Origin of the sequence: Ruegeria sp. EL01 (assembly GCF_900313035.1) — a bacterium.
Lineage (GTDB): Bacteria > Pseudomonadota > Alphaproteobacteria > Rhodobacterales > Rhodobacteraceae > Ruegeria.
In genome coordinates this window covers 25,794-48,528 of record NZ_OMPS01000032.1, presented here as the reverse complement: position 1 = coordinate 48,528, position 22,735 = coordinate 25,794, and the positions used below count along the sequence as shown (strand labels likewise).

The 22,735-nt window shown below is 55.0% G+C and carries 24 protein-coding genes; 7 read left to right on the top strand and 17 right to left on the bottom strand.

Annotation, left to right across the window (positions count from 1 at the left end; all coding sequences use genetic code 11):
* Positions 1-14 precede the first annotated feature (14 nt).
* Complete coding sequence (locus D9K61_RS12450; protein ID WP_120633561.1) at positions 15-875, bottom strand: DMT family transporter; 861 nt, start codon at positions 873-875, stop codon at positions 15-17.
* A gap of 114 nt (positions 876-989) precedes the next feature.
* Between D9K61_RS12450 and D9K61_RS12445 the strand changes: the two genes are divergently transcribed.
* Positions 990-1,673, top strand: coding sequence for a YafY family protein (locus tag D9K61_RS12445; protein ID WP_120633560.1), 684 nt, complete (start codon positions 990-992; stop codon positions 1,671-1,673).
* A gap of 410 nt (positions 1,674-2,083) precedes the next feature.
* Here D9K61_RS12445 and D9K61_RS12440 read toward each other — a convergent pair whose 3' ends face one another.
* From D9K61_RS12440 to D9K61_RS12425, 3 genes are all read right to left on the bottom strand, one after another.
* Positions 2,084-2,929 carry an EamA family transporter gene (locus D9K61_RS12440; RefSeq protein ID WP_120633559.1) on the bottom strand — a complete coding sequence of 282 codons (846 nt, stop codon included), beginning with the start codon at positions 2,927-2,929 and terminating at the stop codon, positions 2,084-2,086.
* An 890-nt stretch (positions 2,930-3,819) separates the two neighbouring features.
* The gene (locus tag D9K61_RS12430) at positions 3,820-4,452 is read right to left on the bottom strand and encodes a tyrosine-type recombinase/integrase (protein ID WP_120633557.1); all 633 of its coding nucleotides are present in this window, start codon (positions 4,450-4,452) and stop codon (positions 3,820-3,822) included.
* 227 nt (positions 4,453-4,679) lie between these two features.
* Complete coding sequence (locus tag D9K61_RS12425; protein ID WP_120633556.1) at positions 4,680-5,351, bottom strand: GntR family transcriptional regulator; 672 nt, start codon at positions 5,349-5,351, stop codon at positions 4,680-4,682.
* A 115-nt stretch (positions 5,352-5,466) separates the two neighbouring features.
* On the opposite strand from D9K61_RS12425, the gene D9K61_RS12420 reads away from it, so the two are divergent.
* The 4 genes from D9K61_RS12420 to D9K61_RS12405 all read left to right on the top strand — a co-directional run bounded on the left by D9K61_RS12420 (position 5,467) and on the right by D9K61_RS12405 (position 9,516).
* Positions 5,467-6,465, top strand: coding sequence for a TRAP transporter substrate-binding protein (locus tag D9K61_RS12420; RefSeq protein ID WP_120633555.1), 999 nt, complete (start codon positions 5,467-5,469; stop codon positions 6,463-6,465).
* 78 nt (positions 6,466-6,543) lie between these two features.
* Positions 6,544-7,029, top strand: coding sequence for a TRAP transporter small permease (locus D9K61_RS12415; protein ID WP_120633554.1), 486 nt, complete (start codon positions 6,544-6,546; stop codon positions 7,027-7,029).
* Between the two features lie 10 nt (positions 7,030-7,039).
* Entirely contained in the window at positions 7,040-8,323 is a 1,284-nt protein-coding gene (locus tag D9K61_RS12410) for a TRAP transporter large permease (protein WP_120633553.1), read from the top strand.
* A gap of 47 nt (positions 8,324-8,370) precedes the next feature.
* A complete protein-coding gene (locus D9K61_RS12405) occupies positions 8,371-9,516 on the top strand; it encodes an alpha-hydroxy acid oxidase (protein WP_120633552.1) in 1,146 nt (381 codons plus the stop codon).
* Between the two features lie 24 nt (positions 9,517-9,540).
* Here the strand turns inward: D9K61_RS12405 and D9K61_RS12400 are convergent, their stop codons facing one another.
* The 13 genes from D9K61_RS12400 to D9K61_RS12340 form a co-directional block, all read right to left on the bottom strand.
* Positions 9,541-9,954 (bottom strand): methylglyoxal synthase, encoded by a 414-nt coding sequence (locus tag D9K61_RS12400; protein ID WP_120633551.1) that lies wholly within the window; start codon positions 9,952-9,954, stop codon positions 9,541-9,543.
* Positions 9,935-10,453 carry a 2,4'-dihydroxyacetophenone dioxygenase family protein gene (locus tag D9K61_RS12395; protein ID WP_120633550.1) on the bottom strand — a complete coding sequence of 173 codons (519 nt, stop codon included), beginning with the start codon at positions 10,451-10,453 and terminating at the stop codon, positions 9,935-9,937. The genes D9K61_RS12400 and D9K61_RS12395 overlap by 20 nt, the downstream gene beginning before the upstream one ends.
* A 9-nt stretch (positions 10,454-10,462) precedes the next feature.
* Positions 10,463-11,164 (bottom strand): SDR family NAD(P)-dependent oxidoreductase, encoded by a 702-nt coding sequence (locus tag D9K61_RS12390; protein ID WP_120633549.1) that lies wholly within the window; start codon positions 11,162-11,164, stop codon positions 10,463-10,465.
* Entirely contained in the window at positions 11,161-11,787 is a 627-nt protein-coding gene (locus D9K61_RS12385) for a 2-dehydro-3-deoxy-6-phosphogalactonate aldolase (protein WP_120633548.1), read from the bottom strand. The genes D9K61_RS12390 and D9K61_RS12385 overlap by 4 nt, the downstream gene beginning before the upstream one ends.
* Entirely contained in the window at positions 11,784-12,704 is a 921-nt protein-coding gene (locus D9K61_RS12380; protein ID WP_120633547.1) for a 2-dehydro-3-deoxygalactonokinase, read from the bottom strand. The genes D9K61_RS12385 and D9K61_RS12380 overlap by 4 nt, the downstream gene beginning before the upstream one ends.
* Complete coding sequence (locus D9K61_RS12375; RefSeq protein WP_120633546.1) at positions 12,685-13,374, bottom strand: RraA family protein; 690 nt, start codon at positions 13,372-13,374, stop codon at positions 12,685-12,687. The genes D9K61_RS12380 and D9K61_RS12375 overlap by 20 nt, the downstream gene beginning before the upstream one ends.
* 12 nt (positions 13,375-13,386) lie before the next feature.
* On the bottom strand, positions 13,387-14,418 hold the full coding sequence (locus D9K61_RS12370; protein WP_120633545.1) for a C-terminal binding protein: 1,032 nt from the start codon (positions 14,416-14,418) through the stop codon (positions 13,387-13,389).
* Positions 14,411-14,905, bottom strand: a complete 495-nt coding sequence (locus D9K61_RS12365) for a lactoylglutathione lyase family protein (RefSeq protein ID WP_058276296.1) — start codon at positions 14,903-14,905, stop codon at positions 14,411-14,413. The genes D9K61_RS12370 and D9K61_RS12365 overlap by 8 nt, the downstream gene beginning before the upstream one ends.
* 22 nt (positions 14,906-14,927) lie before the next feature.
* The gene (locus tag D9K61_RS12360; RefSeq protein ID WP_120633544.1) at positions 14,928-15,716 is read right to left on the bottom strand and encodes an SDR family NAD(P)-dependent oxidoreductase; all 789 of its coding nucleotides are present in this window, start codon (positions 15,714-15,716) and stop codon (positions 14,928-14,930) included.
* Between the two features lies 1 nt (position 15,717).
* Complete coding sequence (locus D9K61_RS12355) at positions 15,718-16,719, bottom strand: ABC transporter permease (RefSeq protein WP_120633543.1); 1,002 nt, start codon at positions 16,717-16,719, stop codon at positions 15,718-15,720.
* Positions 16,716-18,239: a sugar ABC transporter ATP-binding protein gene (locus D9K61_RS12350; RefSeq protein ID WP_120633542.1), complete on the bottom strand. Its 1,524-nt coding sequence runs from the start codon at positions 18,237-18,239 to the stop codon at positions 16,716-16,718. Before D9K61_RS12350 ends, D9K61_RS12355 begins: the two co-directional genes overlap by 4 nt.
* Positions 18,240-18,323: 84 nt before the next feature.
* Positions 18,324-19,358, bottom strand: a complete 1,035-nt coding sequence (locus tag D9K61_RS12345) for a sugar ABC transporter substrate-binding protein (protein WP_120633541.1) — start codon at positions 19,356-19,358, stop codon at positions 18,324-18,326.
* Positions 19,359-19,384: 26 nt separating this feature from the next.
* Complete coding sequence (locus D9K61_RS12340) at positions 19,385-20,254, bottom strand: SMP-30/gluconolactonase/LRE family protein (RefSeq protein WP_120633540.1); 870 nt, start codon at positions 20,252-20,254, stop codon at positions 19,385-19,387.
* 107 nt (positions 20,255-20,361) lie between these two features.
* Here D9K61_RS12340 and D9K61_RS12335 point away from each other — a divergent pair, with 107 nt between their 5' ends.
* Both D9K61_RS12335 and D9K61_RS12330 read left to right on the top strand, forming a co-directional pair.
* A complete protein-coding gene (locus D9K61_RS12335; RefSeq protein WP_010437239.1) occupies positions 20,362-21,033 on the top strand; it encodes a GntR family transcriptional regulator in 672 nt (223 codons plus the stop codon).
* A 148-nt stretch (positions 21,034-21,181) separates the two neighbouring features.
* The gene (locus D9K61_RS12330; protein ID WP_254055758.1) at positions 21,182-22,735 is read left to right on the top strand and encodes a sugar ABC transporter ATP-binding protein; all 1,554 of its coding nucleotides are present in this window, start codon (positions 21,182-21,184) and stop codon (positions 22,733-22,735) included.

Here is a 22,735-nt window from a genome sequence, read left to right as displayed (position 1 = left end):
GATGTCCGTGAGCCTCAACGAGCGCGTGTTGCAAGATGGGCACCGCCCACGACCAGTCCTGCGCCAAGCGCGGTCAGGTTCACAACCGGTTCGTCCCAAAACACAAAACCATAGACTGCCGCAAACACGATTGCCATGTAGCTCCACGTAATGACTTTATCTCCGGGTGCAGCCGAGAAAGCTTTCGCGTAGTAGAATTGCCCAACAATCGTAAATGCCGCAACGGCGATAATCGGGGTCAGTTGCGCAAGCGTTGGCGGATGCCATGTCCACGGCAACGGAAGGGCCGACAATAGGCACGCGAAAAATGAGAAATAGAACATCTGTCGTGCAACGGGTTCGGTTGATGACAGGGACCAGATGATCAGGGCGGCAGCTGCGCCTCCGACTGCTGCGAGCAACGCGGAGGCTTCACCTGAAGAGATTCCGATGCGGTCAGGACGAACGATCAGGATGACGCCTGCGAAACTTATCGCAACGCCGAGCCAGACGAAGCGGTCCGATAATCGGTGAAATACAAGAAAGCCAAGAATGAGTAGGAAAACCGGCCCCATGGATTGCAACACGACAGCATTCGCAAAAGGTATCTGTGCCAGTGCGTAGAAGTAGGCTACCAACGCGCCGTAGGTGAACACAGATCGTAAGAAATGCAGTGGCAGCTTGTTGGTCTTCACGCCGCCTGTTGGTTTTGCAACCAACATGTATCCCGACATAATGATAAACATGATCAGGTTGGTCCAGAAAACCACGACGAAGACGTTCATACTCTCTGTTGCAAAGCGCGCTGATGTCGCACCTGACGCCAGCAGCAACGCGGCGAAGATCATCAGCCGTGTGCCATGCGCAATATCGTTTCCGGTGAGAGGTGTGGTCATGGCAGAGGTTCAACATCTTTCTGACTTCAAGAATTTGAATCTATAAACGAACACTACTGCCACCTGCATGGCAGTAGTGTTGTGGTATTCATCAGAAAGAATGGAGGCATCGCTATGTCCAGATCGGCCAGGCTTTTTGAGATCATTCAATTGCTGCGAAACGCAAAAGGGCCAATTCTGGCACGAGAGATTGCAGCTGCGCTCGAAATCTCCATCCGAACGGTCTATCGCGACATCGCCAGCCTTCAGGCCATGCAGACACCGATCCTTGGTGAACCCGGCGTTGGGTATGTCATGCGCAAAGGATACGATCTTCCACCCATAAATTTTGATGTCGAGGAGGCCGAAGCGATTTCCGTTGGTCTCAGCCTGATAGCCCGAACCGGTGATCCAGGCCTGTGGCGCTCAGCCGGTCGTGCATCCCGCAAGTTGCATGAGGCAGCACCAGGCACCCGAAGGCTCCTAACGTCAGCGTGGGGGATCGAGAGCGGCGCGGTTGTGAATCTCAGCGAAATCCGCCATGCGATCCGAAACGAGAATAAGATTTTGATCGACTACTGCGACGTTGAAGGAAGGGAAACCAAGCGCACAATCTGGCCGCTTGTTCTGATTTATTACGTCGATGCCGGGTTAATTGTTGCTTGGTGCGAATTGCGTGAAGCGGTAAGGCATTTCAGGCTTGATCGCATAATCCGATCAAACCTCCAGAGCGACGACTTCGCGGGCCTCGGGGAGCCTCTGATTGAAGAATGGGAAGCAACGCAAATGGCAGGCGTCCTGCCAACAAGAAATCCGTAGCCCAGTCCAGAGCCGCCATTCAATAAAATGAAACGAACGGCAGCGAAGTCAGCGACCTGTGAATTCGTGCAAAAAATTTCGCTGCGGCAAGCATGAACGGCGGGTTTTCACACCGCGCAGCGGCGCTGAGAATGATGCGGTCGAGGCGATTTTCGTGCTGCGAGCGCACGCAGCGAGGAAACCGAATTCACAGGATGGGCTCGCAGTCAGATTTCGCCGCCTACCTCCTGAACATCGGCTCATTGACACCCAACGGCAGCGCTCCGACCGAGCCACTGCAAATTCATGGTTTTAGCGACATTGGCAAATGACTGGTCTCATTCACCCTGCCACAACAGCATTGCCGCATCGGCATCAGGCCGCTACGAGCCCAAAGTGCCAGCCGAAATCTCTGCAAGAATGCCCGCCGCCTAACTCCGATTTCGGCTCACAATTAAGCCGAACGTCACAAGGCAAGCAGATACGAAGCGCCAAACACCGAAACCTTCTTTCAGGAGAAACGTCGAGATAAGGGCAGCGAAAAGAACACTCGTTTCGCGTAAGCCAGAGACCATGCCCATTGGCGCAACAGCAAGTGCGTAAATAATGATCCAGTATGCTCCAACCTGCATCGCGCCACCGGCGAAACCAGTTAGAGCATTGTTCTTGGCAACCACGAACATTTCTCTTCGTTTCCAAACGAGTGCGATCAGGAATGTCAGAATTCCGTCGCCAATGGTGAGCCAAACAGCAAAGCCCAAGATTGACCCTGCCTGACGCGCTCCCAACCCGTCGACGACCGTATAAGAAGCGATGCAAACTCCGGTAGCCAGCGCAAAGAAAACTGCTTTGGGATTGATCTTGCTGACTTTGCCGCCGTCGAAGGTGAGCGCCATGACGCCGACAGCAAGACAAAGAATACCAATCAGAGCCATTTGGTTGACGTGCTCTCCAGCGAAAATCAATGCGCCCAGAGTGACGAGTATTGGCGCAACTCCTCGGGCAATAGGATACACTTGGCCGAGGTCGCCGTGGTCATAGGCAACAGGAAGAAAGAAGTGATAGCCGGTGTGGATCAGGATTGTTAGGGCCAGTAGTGGCCAACTAGCAGGATCAGGGCTGTCCACGAACGGCAGCGCAAAGAGTGAGAGAATGCTCCCCGCCAAGGTAACAACTGCCATCACCGCGATCCGGTCGCCACTAATCTTAATTAGTGCGTTCCAGCCAGCGTGCAAAGCAGCGGCAAGCAAAATCAATAAAGTCACATCGTAGGTCATGCCCACGGAGCCTATCTATCCGTGCGAAAAACACTAGGGGTTGTCTTTGGTCAACGGCAGCTAAGTCCCGCGACTCGAAAATTGGCCGTCTGAGAATTGCTGCGGGATCGACGAATGGCCAATTTTCCCGCTGCGTGGTGGCATCAGGTATTGCGCTCATGCTGCATTTTTCGCGCTGCGAGCGCGCGCAGCGAAAGAATCCAAGGAACAAGTCGGGCTCTCCTGACACCTCCGCCGCGATCTGCACCAAGGGCCGGTCTGGGATGGATCGACTTTCGCTGCGCGTCGCAGGAACTGGTAAGACGCAGGACAAACCCGCCTTTCGCTCACGCCGCTATTGCTGATGCAGAAAACCTTCGCCCTTGCGCCAGGGTTTTTGCGGCGACGCAGCGGATTTCCCGACTGCGGTCATTCATCGGTGTGAATTTCGGCCAAATCCAAACCGCCCTTTCGCCGCGACTGTGATCGGCCATCGAAGTGCGGGACTCTGCCGCCATTACCTTTCCGTTTGTTTGCTGACGCAGAATCTGCGCGCAGGCGCGGCACACACATCGCTGCATCGCGGTCGTTGTCGCCAAAACAGTCATTGAAAGCCACGCTGATGGTCGAGATTCAATCCACCCTTTCGCCGTGACCTGAATATATCATCGTGGGCCGGGACTTTGATGTCTTTGCTGACTGCAATGCGAACAACTGCTTTGTTTTGCGGGGCGAAACCGGTCCCATTTGCGCAAGCTTGTGTGCTTCGCCAATAAACGCGTGGACAATCTTCTCGGGAGAACAATTATGCTGCGTGTGCTATAGTTTAGGCTCGATTCGAACCAATGCCGCCGCCCGACCGTAAGTCCGGTCTGAATTGGCGAACGGCAAGTGCCGCCCGCCAAGAACTTTCATATGTCGATTTCCTCAGCGATGCTCAGTGCATCTTCAAGTTCGACGCCAAGGTATCTGACAGTGCTGTCAACTTTTGTGTGTCCGAGCAAAAGCTGAACCGCTCTGAGGTTTCCGGTTTTTCGGTATATCTCCGCTGCTTTGGTCCGGCGCAGCGAATGGGTGCCGTATCCGCTGGGTTCCAGCCCAATCGCGGCCACCCAATCACGCACAAGTCGGCCATATTGACGAGTTGAGATATGCGGGCGGTTGTGAAATCGGCTGGGAAACATGAAACGGCAGCCGATCATTTCCGGCGATCTGATCCACGCAGCAATTGTATCCCGTGTGTTTTCAGAGAGTTCGAACTGAACAGGTCGCTTGGTTTTGCTCTGGATCACGGATACCCTTTCGCGAATGCGATCTTCTCTCACCAAGTCTGTGACAGCCAGTTTTACCAGATCACATCCACGAAGCTTGCTGTCGATTGCCACGTTAAACAGCGCAAGATCGCGCAGGTTACGTGCCAGTTCGAGCCGCGTGCGGATCGCCCAGACCTGTTTCGGCAACAGCGGCCGTTTCTGACCGATGATACGGCCCTTGTTCCAGGCTTTTCGTTTCGGAGTGACAGCGGGAAGCTGGACTCTTGGCATAGTATGCCCTCCAATCCTCCCGCCAGGCCCACACATCAGCACCGCGCTGACGCCAGAAGTCTACTGGCGGTTTGAATGGGCGTTATACAATGGTATGTTCGTTGGGAAACGCCGCAGATGTTGGGCGACGCATAGTTTTGCCATTTGCTTCTCAAAGGCTTTCCATCAAATCAGAGTAGTCAGAATGCTGCCACTGGTCTTCAGTGCGACTTCTGTAGCTGAAGCACCTATACTTGGTTGACGCCGACCAAATCGGAATAGGAACGCTCGCCGCGAGTGATTTGCCGTTTGAGGGTGTTCTTTGCAGCTTTTATTTTACCTTCGCTCAGAAGCGCTGTGATCGATTGATGTTCCTGAAATGACTTCTTCGTTCGATCAACACGCTTGGACAGATGCGTCCGCATGGTTTGGACGATGTCGCCGACTTTTTGGTAGCCATCTCTCAAATAGCTGTTTTCGCAGTACCTGAAAAAGGCGTAGTGAAACTCTGCATCAAGTTCCAAGTACTGTTCGAATTCATCTGCCTCCCGCGCTTTGGACATCTTCGATACAGTATCCGCAAGTTCATCAAGCAGAGCGTTACTATTTTTACTAATAGCCTGCTCCAAAGCTGCAGATTCTAGGATGAGCCGATACTGGCAAAGCTGCACCACGTCCTCTTGAGAAAGAGAGAATACAAAGGCTCCTCGATGAGGAAAGATCTGGACGAGCCCCTGAAGGTTCAAAGCCGCTAAAGCCTCGCGAATCGGAGTTTTACTGATGCCCATAGCATCTGACAGCTTCACTTCCGGCAACGATTCACCCAGTTGAAACGTGCCATTGATAATGCCTTCGCGAATGTGTTCTTCAGCAGTTTTGCTCAATGAATCCGGCCGCTTAATCTGCAAAATCTCGGTCATTTTCACTTCGTCCTATTTCACCTTTACAACACAATAACACATGTGCGCTTGATTTCTATATTATATCTGATATCTCAGATGGTAGATTGAAAAATCAAATCCTAGGGAGGATACCTTGTTCAAGAAATCAACACTCGCGCTTGGCGTCGCCATGTCTGCCGGGCTTGCCTTCGCAGCGTCAGCTGAAACAGTCATAAAGATCGGGCACGGCGCTGCAGAAGCGTTTCACATGCATCGCGCACTACTGAAGTTTGAGGAGCTGATCGAAGCAGGCTCAAACGGTGAGATCGACGTTCAGATTTTCCCTTCGTCACAGATGGGGCCTGATCGTGAGTTGATCGAGGGCGTTCAAACTGGCGTTCTTGAAATGGCCATTCCGCCGTCTTCTTTCTTCGCAGGCTGGGATCCGGCTTTTGCGGTGATCGAGCTTCCCTACATGTATGCCTCCAAGGACATCGCCTTTGATGTTCTTGATGGTGAGGCCGGTGACGGAATGCTCGGGCGGGTCGAAAATCAGGGGCTCGTCGGTCTTGGTTGGCTAGAATTAGGCGTGCGCAACGTGACCAACAATGTCCGCCCGGTTGAAACACCCGAAGACCTCGAGGGCGTTAAGCTGCGCACCATGAAGGTTCCGGCGCATGTGGCAACATTCGAGACACTCGGTGCCAACCCGACGCCGATGAACTTCGGCGAGGTTTACTCTGCCCTTCAGCAAGGCGTGATCGACGGGCAGGAAAACCCGCTGGCGATCATTACCTCACAGCGTTTCTACGAGGTGCAGAAATACCTTTCGACCACGGGCCATGTCTTCGCGGTCTACATGCCGGTCGTCTCCAAGCCATTCTTTGACTCGCTGCCTGAGGAGCATCAGCAACTAATCCGGGACTCGATGGCTGCCGCACGTGACTATCAGGCTGAACTGGTCGCCAGCGAAGATGCGGAGCAGCTGGAACAGATCCGTGCCGCAGGTGTCGAGGTTCTCGAACTGACTGCAGAGCAGAGACAGGCCTTCGCCGACAAAACCGAAAGCGTTCGCCTGCAATATCGCGACGAAGTTGGCGCCGAAGCCTACGACGCTTGGGTCGCGGCGGTGTCCGCAGCAAGCGGAAGCTGACCCACGGTTTACTCAGCCAATCCGGGCACCCGTGCCGAGCAGGTTCGGGCGCCCCTTTCGTTCAAGGGGAGGTGAACGATGTCGGTTATCAAATGGATCGATATGAATGCCGAAAAGGTCCTGGCCAGTGCGCTACTAGCCGCGATTGTCGTGTTGATTTTTGGCAACGTGTTCATGCGCTACATCATGAATGCCTCTCTTTCATGGGGAGAAGAGCTAACGCTTTGGCTGTTTGTCTGGTTCGTCTGGCTTGGCGTCAGCTATGCCTTCCATACCGGCGATCATGTGCGCATTACGGTCCTGCGCGATGTCCTGAGCGAGCGGGCAAGACTTTATGCGGATGTTGTGATCGCGCTTCTGGTCCTTGGGTTTCTGATCTTTCTTACAATTGAATGCATCAAGCTGATCCGGCAGCCCTTTGTGGCCAGCCAGACCTCGGTTGTTCTGGGGCTGCCAATCCCGATCCTTTATGCCTCAGCGCCGGTTGGTGCAGGTCTTTCTGCGATCCGCGTCACTCAACATCTGATCCGAACCCTGCGACTGATCGCAGGAACCAAAGTGTGAGGAACCCGGCATGCTTGCGACAACGCTTTTCGTGACACTTTTCGCCCTTCTGCTTTTCAGCGTGCCCATTGGCATCTGCCTGGGTCTTGCGACCATGATCGTGATGGTCTTCGTGGATGGCACGCCGCCGATGGTTCTTCTGGCGCGCTCGGTGGTCACGGGCGCGGATTCGTTTCCGCTGATCGCTGTTCCTTTATTCATCCTCGCAGGAGACCTGATGCAGCACGGTGGGATGTCCCGTCGACTGGTTGGGTTCGCCAATGCACTGATCGGGCATATCCGGGGTGGGCTGGCTTATGTGAACGTGCTCGCCTGTGTGTTTTTTGCCGCCATATCCGGGTCGTCCCCTGCAACCGTCGCCGCCATCGGATCAAACATGATCCCTGAGATGGAAAAGGTCGGCTATACGCGCAAATTCAGTGGCGCATTGACGGCGTCCTCGGGGATGATCGGCGTGATGATCCCGCCAAGCATCCCTTTCATCATCTATGGTGTTACTGCTGAGGTTTCGATCGGCAAGCTGTTCCTTGCGGGTGTTGTTCCCGGCATCCTCTTTGCCCTCATGTTCATGTTGGTCGCCCGTGTCCTGCTGCGAAGGGATGAGGTTGTTCAGCAATCGACAACCACGTTCTCAGGCCCGGGTGTCTGGCAGAGCTTCCGGTCTTCGATCTGGGCGCTACTGGTGCCGGTAATTATCCTTGGGGGCATCTACAGCGGTATCTTCACCCCAACCGAAGCTGGCGCCGTCGCCGTGGTTTACGCCGCCTTCATCGGCATCTTTGTCTATGGCGATATCACCGTCAGGGACTTGCCAGAGGTCTTGGCAGGCAGTGCAAAGACCAGTGGGACCATTCTGATATTGGTGATCATGGCGACCGCATTTGGCAGGTTGATCACGCTTGCAAGAATCCCGACAGAACTCGCCACAACAATCACCAGCCTGTCCGACAATCCGATCATCATCCTGTTGTTGATCAACCTGCTTTTGTTGGTGATCGGCATGTTCATGGAGACGATTTCGTCGATCATCATCATGACACCGATTCTGCTGCCGGTTGCAACTGCACTGGGTGTCGATCCGATCGTCTTTGGTGTCATTCTGACGGTCAATCTGGCCATCGGATTCTGTACACCGCCATTGGGTGTAAACCTGTTCGTGGCCAGCAGTATTTCGAAGGTCTCCATCGAAAGCCTCAGCCGGGCGATCCTGCCATTCTTTGCAGGCATGCTGATCCTGCTGATGTTCATCACCTATGTGCCCGCAATTTCTTTGGCCTTACCGTCCCTTTGGTGACCGGCTGAGGAGCTTCAAACGTTAGACAACGAAACCAGAGGACCCTGATGGATCTGGACCTATCCCACCCGTCGATAGAAGATCTTCGGAATACCGCGCAAAAGCGCATTCCGAAGTTTGCCTTCGAATACCTCGACAGCGCAACCGGCCGGGAACTGGGGTTGAAAGTAAACCGTGACGCACTTGATGCCATCGGATTCATGCCGCGTGTTCTATGCGGCCGAACAAAGGCCGACCTGCAGACTACATTGATGGGCCAAAAATATGATCTGCCTTTCGGGATAGCACCTGTGGGCATGTCCGGCCTAATGTGGGCGGGTGCAGAGCGGATGCTTGCAAGGGCCGCGGTCACTCACAACATTCCGTTTTCGTTGTCCAGCGTGGCAGTAGCATCGCCGGAAGATGTGGCGCCCTACATTGGTAACAACGGATGGTTTCAGCATTACCCGGTGAATTCTGGCGAGTTGCGCCGCGCAATGCTGCCGAGGATCAAGGCAGCAGGATTTCACACGCTGATCATCACAGTGGACGTACCAGAGGAAAGCCGCCGCGAACGACAACGCCGCGCCAACCTGACCGTGCCTCCAAAGGCTGACTTACGCACTCTGTTAGAAATGGCTTCACGTCCCGCCTGGTGCCTCGCGCATCTGCGCGAAGGCGTCATGCCACGCATGCGGTTCTTTGACGATTATGTCCCCACACGCGGGCGCGAAAGCTTTACCCACGCGGGCGCCTTGATCCGTGGGATTCCGGATTGGGAGTACCTACGCGAGTTACGGCAGGAGTGGGAAGGCAATTTGATCGTCAAGGGTGTCCTGCGGCCTGAAGATGCTCAAAAAATGGTAACCGAGGGCGTGGATTGCATTTGGGTATCCAACCACTCCGGGCGGCAATTCGAAGCCGGGCCCGCCGTGATTGATCAATTGCCGGGTATTCGCGAAGCGGTCGGTACAGACATGCCACTGATCTACGATTCCGGCATTGCCTGGGGATTGGACATAATGCGCGCGCTAGCGAAAGGTGCAGATTTCGTCATGGTCGGACGCGCCTTTCAATATGCTGTCGCAGCGTTTGGAGCGCGAGGGGTCGACCATCTCGTTCACATCCTGAAAGCAGACATTGAGGCCAATATGAGTCAGCTGGGTTCTGAAAAACTCGATAGCCTGTCCGAGCATCTTCTCAGGACTGGCTGATCAACCATGCCTGCGCGCCGCGTATCACGCTCGCGCGCTCGCATCTTCGTCAAGCAGTCCATTTACGATCAAATCCGCAGTTGAACGCGAACACGCCATCGGAAGGTTATAGACCGTCGCTAGACGAGTCAGAGCCTTAACATCAACATCGTGCGGCATGGGTGACAGAGGGTCGACAAAGAAAATCAGCGCATCCATTTTCTCTTCACAAATCATGGCGCCGATCTGTTGGTCGCCTCCGAGTGGTCCACTTTTCAGGCAGGTCACATTCAGTTCTGGAAAGGCCTCTTTTATTCGGCTGCCAGTTGTCCCTGTCGAAAAGATCTGCACACCGGACAGGCGGGACTGTTGTAGACCCACCCATTCGACGATTTCGTCCTTTCGCGCATCATGAGCTACAAGTGCAAAACGCGGCGCGTCACCGGATGAATTGTTCAACGTAGTCTTCTCCAAGTCCTACTTCCGCAAAGTGTTTTCGGCACAGATCAATCTTGGTGAAGACATCTTCGTAACCAGTGACCTTGCCCCACGGATCGACATAGCACATCACGCCATTGACCTGGAAATAGGTGACCATCTCTTCGACATCGTCCGGGACGACCAAAGTATGAGTTTCGCCCGGCGGCTCAAAGACATAACCCCCTTCTTCCGCGACCCAGTCGTGTTCCAAATAGTGCCAACGCCCTTTCAAGACGAAGCCGTGGACAGGTTGCGGATGGCGGTGCCGCGAAAGAACACCAGCTTTGCGCACTTTAAGAAGATTCATCCAATAGCCTTGCGAGCGGTTCAGACAAAGCGGTCGGAACCACACGTTTTCGGCCTGCGGAACCCATAGCCTGTCGTCCTCGCTCATCGCGTTCGGGATCACGATCTCTTCTTGCGCATCCTTCGGAAACGGCAATTGATAAGGCATTCGGGCGGTGTCGTGGTCATTCATTGATTGTCCTCACATAGCGAGATAGCCGCCATCGACCGGATAGATCGATCCGGTCACAAAACTGGCGTTTTCACTCAAAAGCCATTGTACAAGCGCGCCGACCTCTTCGGGTTTTCCCCAGCGTTTCATCGGCGTGCGCGCCATGATCCCAGCCGTTCGCGCCGGGTCTTCCCGAAGGCCCTGGGTCATTTCTGTCTCGATCCAACCCGGCGCGATGGCATTGACCCGGATGCTGTCTTCGGCCCAGCGACCTGCCAGCGCCTTCGTCAACTGTGCCACGCCACCCTTGGAAGCAGAATAGGCCGGCACCAAAGGTCCACCAAAGGTGCTGAGCATAGAGGCTGTATTGACGATAGCCCCACGCGTTTCCGCCAATAATGGATGCGCGGCAAGACAGCAGCGCATAGTCCCGGTCAGATTCACATCGAGTACCTTGGCAAAAACATCGATGTCGTATTCATGGCCACGCTGAAGAATACCTGCGCAGTTCACCAAGGCATCGAGACCCGTGAGTTCGCCGAATACATCATTGATGGATATCTGGTCTGTGACATCCAAGAGCCGCACCTTTATCCCGTCCTGAGGCTCGAATGCATCCAATTCGGATTGGGAGGCGGATGCGGCAATGACGGACCAACCTGCGTCTGCCAACGACCGTGCAACACCTGCACCAATCCCTCGCGTACCGCCCGTTACAAGGGCCTGTTTCATCCAAGTTCCTCCAATACACTGGTGAAGGCGCGCGCGCGCCTGCCGATATCATCCAATGTATAGCTCGGTTTGAACAGCGCGGAGCCCAGCCCATATCCATTTGCACCCGCGGAATGATACGACGCCATCGTTTCCGGCGTTATGCCCCCTACCGCAGCGACGACTGCGTCTGCAGGCAATACGGCGCGCATGGCAGCAATGGCAGCTGGCGGCACCATTTCCGCCGGAAAGAATTTGAGGACCGATGCTCCGATATCCAACGCCGTAAAGGCCTCGGAGGGCGTCATGACTCCTGGACACCAATAAAGATCCTGAGCGACAGCCGCGCGCCCGACGTCCGGGTTCATATTGGGCGACACGATGATCCGCCCGCCTGCATCAGCAACCGCCGCGACCTGATCCACAGTCAACACTGTGCCAGCGCCGACGATGGTTTGAGCGCCATGTTTCACGGCGATCTGCCCTATCGATTCCAGCGGGTCCGGTGAGTTGAGTGGCACTTCGATTATCCGAAACCCGGCTTCGAAGAGTACATCAGACACCGGGCGCGCATTTTCTGGTGCTAGCCCCCGCAAAATCGCAATCAGCGGGTTCTCTGCAAGAGCTGCGGTGAGGTCAATCATCCAACCAACCCCGCAGCGCGAGCAATCAGAAAATGCCCTTTCGCAACGATATCATCTGGCGCGCGACGGCTGTCGAAACCAGCAGTTCGAAGCGCTATTTCGTATCGGTCGGACAAATCGCTGCGTCCAACAACAGTGATCGTGCCGACGTCTTTTAATTCGCCGGTCGCGGCCGCAACCTCGGTCCCGATCAACAAGCCCGACAAGTAGTCGGCCGTAGCAACCTTTGGGATTTTGCCCATAAGAGGAAGCGTCCGGACATGAAACAGGCTGTGCAGCAGGTTCGACTCACCACTGAGGCCCGACTTGACGCCCATCTCGAATGCGTCTTCGCTGAAGGCGTCCTCCTTCATCAAGGTGCCAAGGATCGTGTGTTCTTTCAGCGCCGAAAAGATCTCACCTGTCATGTAGGTCGAAAAGTCCACGATCTTCCGGTCGGCAACCTGAACCCATTTGCTATGCGTTCCCGGCATCACGAACATACCTTCGCGCAAACCGAGCGAAGATGCCCCGATGACCTGGGTCTCCTCGCCGCGCATTACGTCGGGTCCTCCGGCATGTTCTGTCGAAGCACCTGTCACAAAATGAATACGCGCTCCGTTGGCCGCTTCGTGAGGAACTAACGCTCGCGCAAGACCACCGGCACCCAGCGGCATTTCGGCATATTGCGTTTCTACCCAGCCATTGCGGCTGGTGATCATGCCGGAAGCCAGGATCGGCAGATTAGCCTTGGTGACCCAAGGGCCGATGAGACGATCAAGGACTGCCTCAAAGGTTTGTCCCGCAACCTGCATGATACCTTCAGGCGACGAGACCCCATCGATCACCTCGCCCTCCGCACCAATGAGAAATGCGCGGAACGATGAAGTGCCCCAATCTACGCCAATCAGCGCTGGCTCAGATGCGACCGAATTCATTCAGCAGATCCTCAACGGTTTTGCCTTGGGCCACCCATTTACGGGTTTCCTCCTCGCGGTCAGCCTGCTCTTGAGCAAGGCGCACGGTTTCTTCGGCGATCTCCTGTGGAATCACGACGACACCCATCAGATCAGCTACGATGAAATCGCCAGGGTTCACGACGACGCCTCCGCAGGCGATTGGCACATTGATCGAAAGCTCTTCTTTGCGTTCTGAGAACATCGTGTGCGTGCCACGCGGCGTGATCGCACGCGTCCAGATTGGCCAGTTGATGTCTTCCAGCTCATCTGTGTCGCGCCCGGTGCCATCAACGATCATGCCGCGGATGCCGCGGTTCTGGGCCAGCCCACCCATAAGACCACCGCAGACTGATGTTTGACGATCGCCCCCCGCGTCCACAACGATCACGTCCCCGGGTTGTCCCATTTCAAGCGCTCTCAATGGGTCGACCAGATCGCCTTTTGAAAGCTGAACCGTCACGGCCTGGCCTGTCACCTTGGCGCGGAAAGCGGGCTTGATGGCGCTGTCCATCACGCCGGTTCGGTACTGCACATCCGCAAAAATGGCAGCAGCAGAGTACGCCTCCAACACCTTGTCGAATTTTTTGAGAAGTTCCGGGTTTCTTTCAAAATCATTAAAAACCCTAAGGTCCGTGCTGACGTCTGGCATTCTTGTCTCCTGTTATGCGGTAGATACGGCCAATGCGTCGGCATTGACTGTGTAGTCGGGGTTTTGTCCTGTCAGGACCTTGGCCACTTGCGTAGCCGCGGTAACCCGTGCTGCGTGTATCGATTCCTCGGAATAGTAGGCGGCATGTGGTGTTACGAGGACGTTGGGCAGTGTGAACAACGGGTTGTCATCAGGCGTCCAGTTGGCGCGCTTGGCCGGCTCTTCTTCGGGGTCGTCGAGCCCTGCAGCAGCCAGATGGCCTTCGGTCAGCGCCCGGAACAGGGCCTTGTTGTCGACCGTTGGTCCACGGCCTGTGTTCACGAGTATTGCACCCGGTTTCATGACCGAGAATTCAGCATCCGACAGAAAGTGATGCGTGTTCGGAGTCATCGGCGCCTGCATCAGGATATAGTCGGACCTTGCCAGCAATTCAGGCTTGCTCACCAGCTCGACCCCAATCTTCGCGGCGACTTCTCTTGGCAAATACGGATCGTAGGCGATGACCGTAACTCCGAAAGATTGCGCCCGTGCAACGATAGCTTGCCCGATTTTACCCAGCGAGACGACACCCATCGTCCGCCCGCGTAACCGGTAGACCGGTTGCCCGCTTTGCCACTTCCAGATCCCTGCGTGAGTAGCCCGATCATAGTCGGGCAACTTGCGCGCCAGGGTCAGCCAAAGGGCAATCGCGTGATCGGCGACTTCCTCGGTGCAATAGTTTTGCACATTGGTGACGAGAATGCCCTTTTCCGTCGCCGTGCCGACATCCACGATATCTACGCCGACGCCATAACGCGCGATGACCTCGCAGTTCCGCATCCGCGTAATCGTTTCTTTCCCGATCCGGGCATATTGGTTCATCATCGCTGCGCAATAAGGCGCGACATCGAACAGGTCTTCCTGGCGCTTGGCCTGAAGCGCAATCACCTCGGCACCTGCGGCTTCCAGGATTTCCGTTTCAACGGCGACGTCGCCAAAATCGTAGTCGGTTATCACGACCTTGGGCCTGTCCGTTCTGGGGGGAAAATTGGCGCGATCAGTCATAGGCACCCGCCGAATAGGTCAATTCATACGAGTGACTGTAAAGCTCGAAGATGTTGCCAAACGGGTCCTCCATATAGACCATGCGATAGGGCTTTTCGCCGGGGTAATATTTACGCACCTGTTGCATGCGCTGGCGGCCACCTAGATCTTCGATGACCTTGATCCGACCTTCCAGATCCTCGTCCTGCACGCAGAAATGGAACAAACCGCGCCGCCAGTATTCAAACGGACGTTCCTCTTCGACAGTTCTCGGGAATTCGAATAACTCGATGCCGACACCATCTCCCATCGACAAATGCGCGATGCGGAAGCTTCCCCAACCTTCGCCAAACACATCGTCGCACATCTGACCAATGGCGCTTTCGTCATGCAGGATTTCGGTTGGTTCCATCAGCACATAGAGACCGAATGCTTGGGAATAAAACTCCACGGCTTTTTCCAGGTCCGGAACCGTGATGCCGATATGTGAGAAAGTAAGAGCAGCCATGGGAGGCTCCTTTTGTTAGCAGTTAAAGAATGTTACGAACGATGCCGCCTTCGATCCGGTGCGCAGAACCGTTGGAGGCTGAGCTGGCCGAGATCGTGACGATCATGCGGGCGACCTCGTCTGGTTGGACAAAACGCTGTATGAGCGATGTGGGTTCATCTGATTTGAAGTAATTGTCCACGATCGTGTCGAGCGGCTCACCCTTTTGATCGGCGAGGCCGTCAAAATAGGCCTCGACACCTTCTGTCCAGGTTGGACCTGGCAGGATCGAGTTTACCCGGACTTTCGTACCTTTTGTTAGCTCTGCCATGCCACGTGTCAGACCTAACATGGCAGTTTTGGTGACAGAATAGTGCACCATCTGAGGCAGTGGTTTGACCGCTGCTTCACTGGCCATATTGATGATGGACCCTTCCCCCCGGCGTAGCATCTCGGGCAGGAAGATCCGGCTCATCCGAACGGCGGACAGGACGTTGATGTTGAAGTAATGCATCCAGTCGTCATCGGTTAGATCCTCAAACGGTTTGACCGAAAAGATGCCGACGTTGTTGACCAGCACTTCAACTGCACCGAGCGCTTGCGCGAAATCCGCCAGAGTTTCCGCATCAGCGGTTTTTGTCAGGTCGGCCGCAATGCCTTCAACCTCGCCCAGGGGTGACAAGTCATCGACGCAGGCTGACACTTCCGCCCCGGTCAGGCCATGCACGATGACCCGCGCGCCTTCTTCCAGATAGACCCGGGCAGTGGCTTTGCCGATGCCGGAACCTGAACCGGTCACCAGGACCAGCTTATTTTTGAGCCCCAGATCCATCTCAGACCTCCTTCTTAACGTTAGATGACTGCTGCGATGAAGGGCGGCCGAACATTCGACCCATCAAGCCCGAAATTTCCGCGCGCCACATGTCTATGCCGACGGCCAACAGAATGATCAGACCCAGCACGATGTTTTGAACCGAAGATGGCGCAGCGTTCAGGTTCAAACCATTCTGGACGATAACGATTGTCATCGCCCCCATCAGCGTGGCGAGGATGTTGCCGCGGCCGCCTGCAAGGCTGGCTCCGCCAACTACAGCAGCGGCAATGGCCTGCAGTTCCAGCGTCTGGCCATAGTTGGGTGAACCAGAGTTGAGGCGCGCTGACATCAGGATCGCACCAACCGCAGTCATGAAACCTGCGATGACAAATGTCGTCGTCTGAACTTTACGTACGTTGATACCCGTCAGAACGGCAGCGGCTGGGTTACCACCCACGGCATAGATCTCACGGCCGAGTTTCGTGAAGTTCATAGTGAACGCGGCAAGGACGTAGAAGAACACGAGGTAGAAGAATGGCATCGGAACACCGAACAGCTTGCCGTAAAATATTGGCTCCAGCGCCGGATCCAGCGAAAAGATCGGCGATCCGTTGTTGAAGGTCAGGGCAAGGCCCCTGAAGGCAATCAACGCCGCCAGTGTTGTGATGAAAGACGGGATACGCCCATAGGCTGTTATCAGCCCAATGAATAGACCAAGCAATCCGCCCATGAGGAGAATGAGTGGCAACGCCAGAACCAGTGGAATGCCGACAAATTTCAACATTTGCGCAAGGATCATGGTCAGCAAAGCCACCATAGACCCGGAACTCAGATCGATACCCGCAGCGAAGATCACGATCGTAGACCCGATTGCGATCAAGGCCACGATGCTTACCTGTAGGGACAGGTTTGAAAGGTTACCCGGGTTCAGGAAGCGTTCGGTCGTAAGTGCCACGATCAATGCGACGATCACCATTGCTGCAAATGGTCCGATCAACTGGGTGTCAAAAGTCCGCTTCATGCGAAAGCCTCCTTAGGCTTGGATTGAGGAGTGTCGGCGGACGCGCGCACAAGGTCGTCATGAGTAAGGTCGGATGCATCGACCGTGCGCACTATCGTTCCGTGCTGCACGACGGCAATCCGGTCGCTCATCGCAAGCAACTCATCATGGTCTGAACTGATTAGAATGATCGATTTTCCCGCCCGCGTGAGCCTGTTAATCAGCTTGTAAACAGCGATCTTGGCGCCGATATCGATCCCTTGCGTCGGCTCATCAAGGATCAGGATGTCCGAGGCTGAAAACAGCCAACGCGCAATAACAATCTTCTGCTGATTGCCACCAGACAAGAAGTTGACCGTCTTTTCCTCAGCCTGGGTTGAGATTTCCAGATCGCGGATCAGGTCATGGGTGGCTTGTTCTTCCGCCTTAAGATTCAAGACACCGAACCGGCTTAGCCCGCCAAGGGACGCTGCGGTGACGTTCCCGCTTGCGCGGAAATTGAAGAACAACCCGTCAAACTTTCGATTCTCTGGGACAAGAGCCAAGCCCGCACGGATCGCATCAATTTCCCGACGAAAGCGAACCGGTTTGCCATTTAGTGTTATCTGTCCGCCTGTTAGCTCGTCTGTTCCGAACAGGGCGCGAGCGATCTCTGTGCGGCCGCTGCCCAATACGCCACCCAAGCCCAGAACTTCGCCCCGATGCAACGAAAACGATACGTCTTTCACGCCCGAATTGGTGGCCAGACCCGCCGCTTCCAGCACAATATCCTTGGTCGCATTCTGCTCCTTTGGATAATGCTCACCAATGTCTTCACCGACCATTGCGCTGACAATCTCAGAGACGTTGATCTTGGTCTCGCCACTTGCACGCACCACACAGCCGTTGCGCAGGATCGTCACTTCATCAACGATCCGTTCAACCTCATCCAGCCTGTGCGACACATAGAGAATAGCGGTGCCGCGCTCACGCATAGTGCGCAATAGCTGGTGCAGGCGCTCAATTTCATCTTCACCCAATGCCGCTGTCGGCTCATCCAGGATGATCATGCGGGCGTCCATCGCGACGGCTTTCGCGATCTCGACCAGTTGTTGCTCGCCTACCGATAGCGAGCCGGTTATGGTCTCGGGTGAAACATCGACATCCATTTCCGCCAAAACGCGCGCGGCTTCGTTGTGGACCTTGGCCCAGTCGATCACGCCAAAGCGGGACCGAGGCATATTGCCAAGGAAGATGTTTTCGCCAACCGACAAGGTCGGCACGATCGAGAATTCCTGAAAAACTGTTGCGACGCCCAGTTCACGTGCCGCCTGCGGGTCGCTGATCGTGACCGGCTTGCCATTGTGCAGGATTTGACCGCTATCGGGTTGCTGCACGCCGGACAGTGTCTTGATCATGGTCGATTTGCCACAGCCGTTTTCACCCAGCAGCCCATGAATGGAACCGGGCATAAGCCGGATGCAGACCTTGTCATTCGCCAATACCCCAGGATAGGCCTTGGTGATATCGACAAACTCCCAAAGGGGCGGTGCGGGTGTCATTGCGATTGCCTCGACAAAAGGGGAACTCGGTTGAATTGCGACCCGGCAGCACGCGCACGCGCCACCGGGAAGCGGGGAGAAAGTTCAGTACTCTTTGGACGGCTGCGGGAAGAGCTTTTCTGGCTCTTGCAGCACGCTGATCGCACCGTCTTTGTCTTCAATTGATGTGGGCGTTTCGATCCAGCCGCCGGGATAGGACCCGTTGAGCGCATCAATGGTTGCGTGCATAGCCGCTTTACCCATCAAGAACGGTGAGGTGTTGACGGTTGCCGTGATGTTGCCAGCCGCAACTTCTTCAAGGCCAGACGTGTCGCCATCATTGCCCAAAAGGACGATATCATTGCGGCCAAGTGCTTTTGCAGCAAAGGATGCCCCAATGATCATGTAGTCATTCGCCGCAAAGATCATGTCGAGATCGGGGTTCGACTGCAGGATATCCATACCAGCAGTGTTGCCGCCCTCAACGTTCCATTTACCGTCAATAGACACCACAACGTCGAAGTTTTCATTGCCCTCGATACCGTCGAGGAAGCCACCCACACGTTCGGTCGAGTGATAACCAGGCTGCCCTTCGATAATGCCGACCTTCAATGGTTTATCGCCATAAGTTTCAATGGCCCAATCAGCGATAGCATGTGTGCCGTTGCGCTGAGAGTACCCGACAACGCCATGAATTGGTGTCGGGAAGTTCGGGATGTCCGAATTGATCATCAGAACCGCCATGCCCTTGTCTACTGCCTGCTTTAGCAGTGGTGCAGCAGCAAATTCATCGTGTGTACCAAAGATGATCGCATCCACATCCTGCGTCAGCACATCCTGGATCATACCCATTTGGCCGTTGATGTCCGCACCGGACTGGGGCGCAAGCATGAAGACTTCGACCCCGGCCTCAGCAGCAACCGCTTTGATGCCTTCACCGATGGCGATGTAGTAGTTGAACTCAGTCGCCGGCGGCATATACGCGATCCGGAACGTTTCGTTCTTGGGTTCTATCGCATTGATTGGCGCTTGTGCCCCGTCCTCAAGTGGAACCGGCGCTGGATAGTTTTCCGCCAGAGTGACCGTTGCCAGCGTGGCGAACCCCGCGGCAAGCGTCGTGGTCATAAGCGTTTTCAACATAGTTTTCTCCTCCAGAATTTCGTTGGTTATCCTTTGAATGGCGCGTCGATCACGCCACGAACGCCGGGTTTCACAGCAAAGAGGCCGCCGGATTCCGGTTCTTTTGTTAAAGCAGTTTCGTCACTCATCAGCCTTGAGGTCGTGATGAACAGCGTGTCGAGATCAGGGCCACCGAAAGCGCAACAGGTGGGCTTCCAGACCGGCACCTCGATCACGCGATCTATCGTGCCGTCAGGTGCGACGCGAACAACGCGATGGCCTTCCCATTCGGCGTTCCAGACGCCCCCTTCGGCATCGACACAGGACCCATCAGGCAAGCCAGGCTCATCCTTGAAAGAAGCGTGCTGCCGACGGTTCGAAACGGTTCCACTGCGGGTGTCGTAGTCAAATGCGACGATTTCCCGATCCGGGGTATCCGCGAAGTACATCGTCTCACCGTCGGACGTAAAGCAAGTCGAATTGGCGCAAGACACTCCTTCGATAATTGTCCGTACACTCAAATCTTTATCGACGTGGATGACTGACGAATCGGCCTTACCAGAAACTTCGTTCATGCCTCCAACAATCAATCGCCCCTGGCGATCGGTTCGCCCGTCGTTAAGCCGTGTCTCCGGATTGTTCGGCTCGAATCGTGCCACGAGGGTTTCCTCGCTATTGGCCGAATCGAACAAGACAACTCGATCAGCATAGGCAACAATCAGACCGCCAGATGCGCGCGGCGCAAAGCAACACACGCGCTCCGGCATCTCATGAGAGGCAGTTTCTGACGTTGCAGCATCAAATGACCAAAGCGCACAGCCTTCAATGTCGGTCCACCAGATAAGGCCATCGGCGGGATTCCAGAAAATCCCTTCCCCGTGCTGGTTCTTACAATCGACGACCAACTCTGCGCGCACTTTTTTGATCTCCTAAGTACATTCTGATATCTGATATACCAGCTTGCCTAATCTGGTGTATCAGATATCTTGCATCTGGCAACACCTTTTTTTGGAGATATCCTCAGATGGCGCTTGAGAGACCCAAGTCTTTGCGTGAACTCGCACTGGAACATTTGCGGAATAGTATTATCGATGGCTCCCTGAAAATGGGTCAGGTTTTGTCGGAGCGAAAAATCTCCGAAGAGCTGGGCGTATCGAAATCGCCAGTCCGCGAAGCACTCGCTCAATTACGTGACGAAGGGTTGGTCAGTATCGAGCCTCAAAAAGGCGCACGCGTTTTTTCGCTGTCTGAGCCGGAAGTGACTCAAATCTGCGATTTCAGGCAGGCTATCGAAACTGCCGCCTTTGAACTTGCGTTGTTGCGGAACCCGGAAGGTCTTGCCGACGACATGCAACGTGTAGTGAAGGACATGGAGAAGGAACGCAGGCGAGGCAATGAAAAGGGCTACCTTTCACTGGATACCACGTTTCATCAGTTGATTTTTGAACATGCCGGGAACGATTATCTGACGGCGAGCTATACGCGCTACATCGGTAAGATTGCCGCATTGCGGACCCATTTGGCCAAGCTGCCACAGCATACTGAGCTCTCCTTCGATGAGCATTCGAAAATCGCCATTGCCGTTCGCGAAGGCGACATGGCCAAAATCAAATCTCTTCTCACAGCGCATATTGACCGCACCAGACAAGCCTACAAAAGCGCCGCCATCGTCCTCGAAGGAGCGACCGCATCCTAGCAAAAAACGTAGCTTCGTTGTGACGGGGGCGGGCCAAAACGGCGCCGCCCCTTTCTCTTGGGCGCCTCCCGGTCTTTTCTTTTTCAGTTGACATCTGAGATATCAGATGCCAATCAAAAGACGGGAGGAAGCTTGTATGACGCCAGCAATGAAACCTGACTCACCGGGGCTACAGCCACTGATCCAGCTGGATCGGGTTGGCAAAAGCTTCGGCACGAACATTGTTTTGGATGGCGTCGACTTTGAATTGAGACCCGGCGAAGTTCACGCGTTGTGTGGGGAAAACGGCGCCGGAAAATCCACCTGTCTCGGCTTGTTTTATGGGCTTCACCAACCTTCTGCTGGGCGTATCCTGTGCGACGGCAAGGAACAGCGGGTCGAAAGCCCATCGCATGCGCAATCTCTGGGCATCGGCTGTGTTTTCCAAGAGCTCAGCCTCGCTGGCGCTCTCTCTGTTGCGGAAAACATCTACGCGGGTCGCGTACCCACCCGGTTTGGCGTAGTTGACTGGCCTGAACTGCGCCGCCGTGCGGAGGCGTTGCTGGCGGAATTCGGTCTGGATATCGACGTCTCAACACCCGTGGAAAACTTGCCGATCAGCTCCCGCCAGATTGTTGAAATCGCCAAGGCGCTGTCGTTGGATTCCCGCGTCCTTTTGCTGGATGAACCGACATCGGCATTGGCACCCGACGAAGTAGACGCACTATTCGAAGTCCTAAAGTCTCTGACAAAAAAAGGGATTGGCATCGTCTATGTCAGCCACCATATGGCCGAGATTTTCCAGATCTCGGATCGCATTACCGTTTTGCGAGATGGGCGCCACATCAGCACTTTATCGGTTTCGGAAACTTCTCAGGAACAAGTCGTTGCCGAGATGATCGGCGGCGCTCACCCCGGTGATGTCACACGGTCAGGTAAGGCTAACGGCGAAGAGGTTTTGCATGTCCAAGACCTAACCCATCCAGGTGAGTTCGAAGACATTTCTTTCTCCATTAAAGCCGGAGAGATTGTAGGGATGGCAGGGTTGATGGGCGCTCGCCGCAGTGAGATTGTTCGATCGATTGTCGGGTTGATGCATGGCGCGACCGGGGAGATCAGACTTCACGGCATGCCTGTTAACTTTGCGTCCTTGCGGCAGGCGATGCGTGCTGGGGTCGGGTTTGTTCCCGAGGAACGCAAGACTGAAGGCCTCTTTCTGGAACAATCACTCAGCGACAACCTGATCGCGGCCAGTCTTTCCGATCATGCGTCTGCTGGGTTCATGCATGCGGGCTCGATCAAAACAGCCAGCCAAACAGCCATTGACGCCTTCAGTGTCAAAACCAGCGGGATTAACGAACTTGTTGGTGATCTCTCAGGGGGCAATCAACAAAAGATTATGTTGGCCAAGTGGCTCAAACGCGCGCCAGCTCTTCTGATCATTGAGGAGCCCACAAAAGGGGTCGATGTCGGAGCCAAATTCCAAATCCACACGGAACTTTTGCGTCGAGCAGCCGAGGGTATGGCCATCCTCGTCGTGTCATCCGATTTTCCCGAACTTGTCTCTCTCTCAACCCGCATCCTTGTCGTCCACGACGGTCGCCTCATGGGAGACATCGCAGCCGCTGAGGCAACCGAAACCACGCTTCTTCAAATGGCCGCCGGAAATTCCGTTCCAATTGTGGACGCACCCCAAACCAATCAATCAGGAGTCGCGACGTGA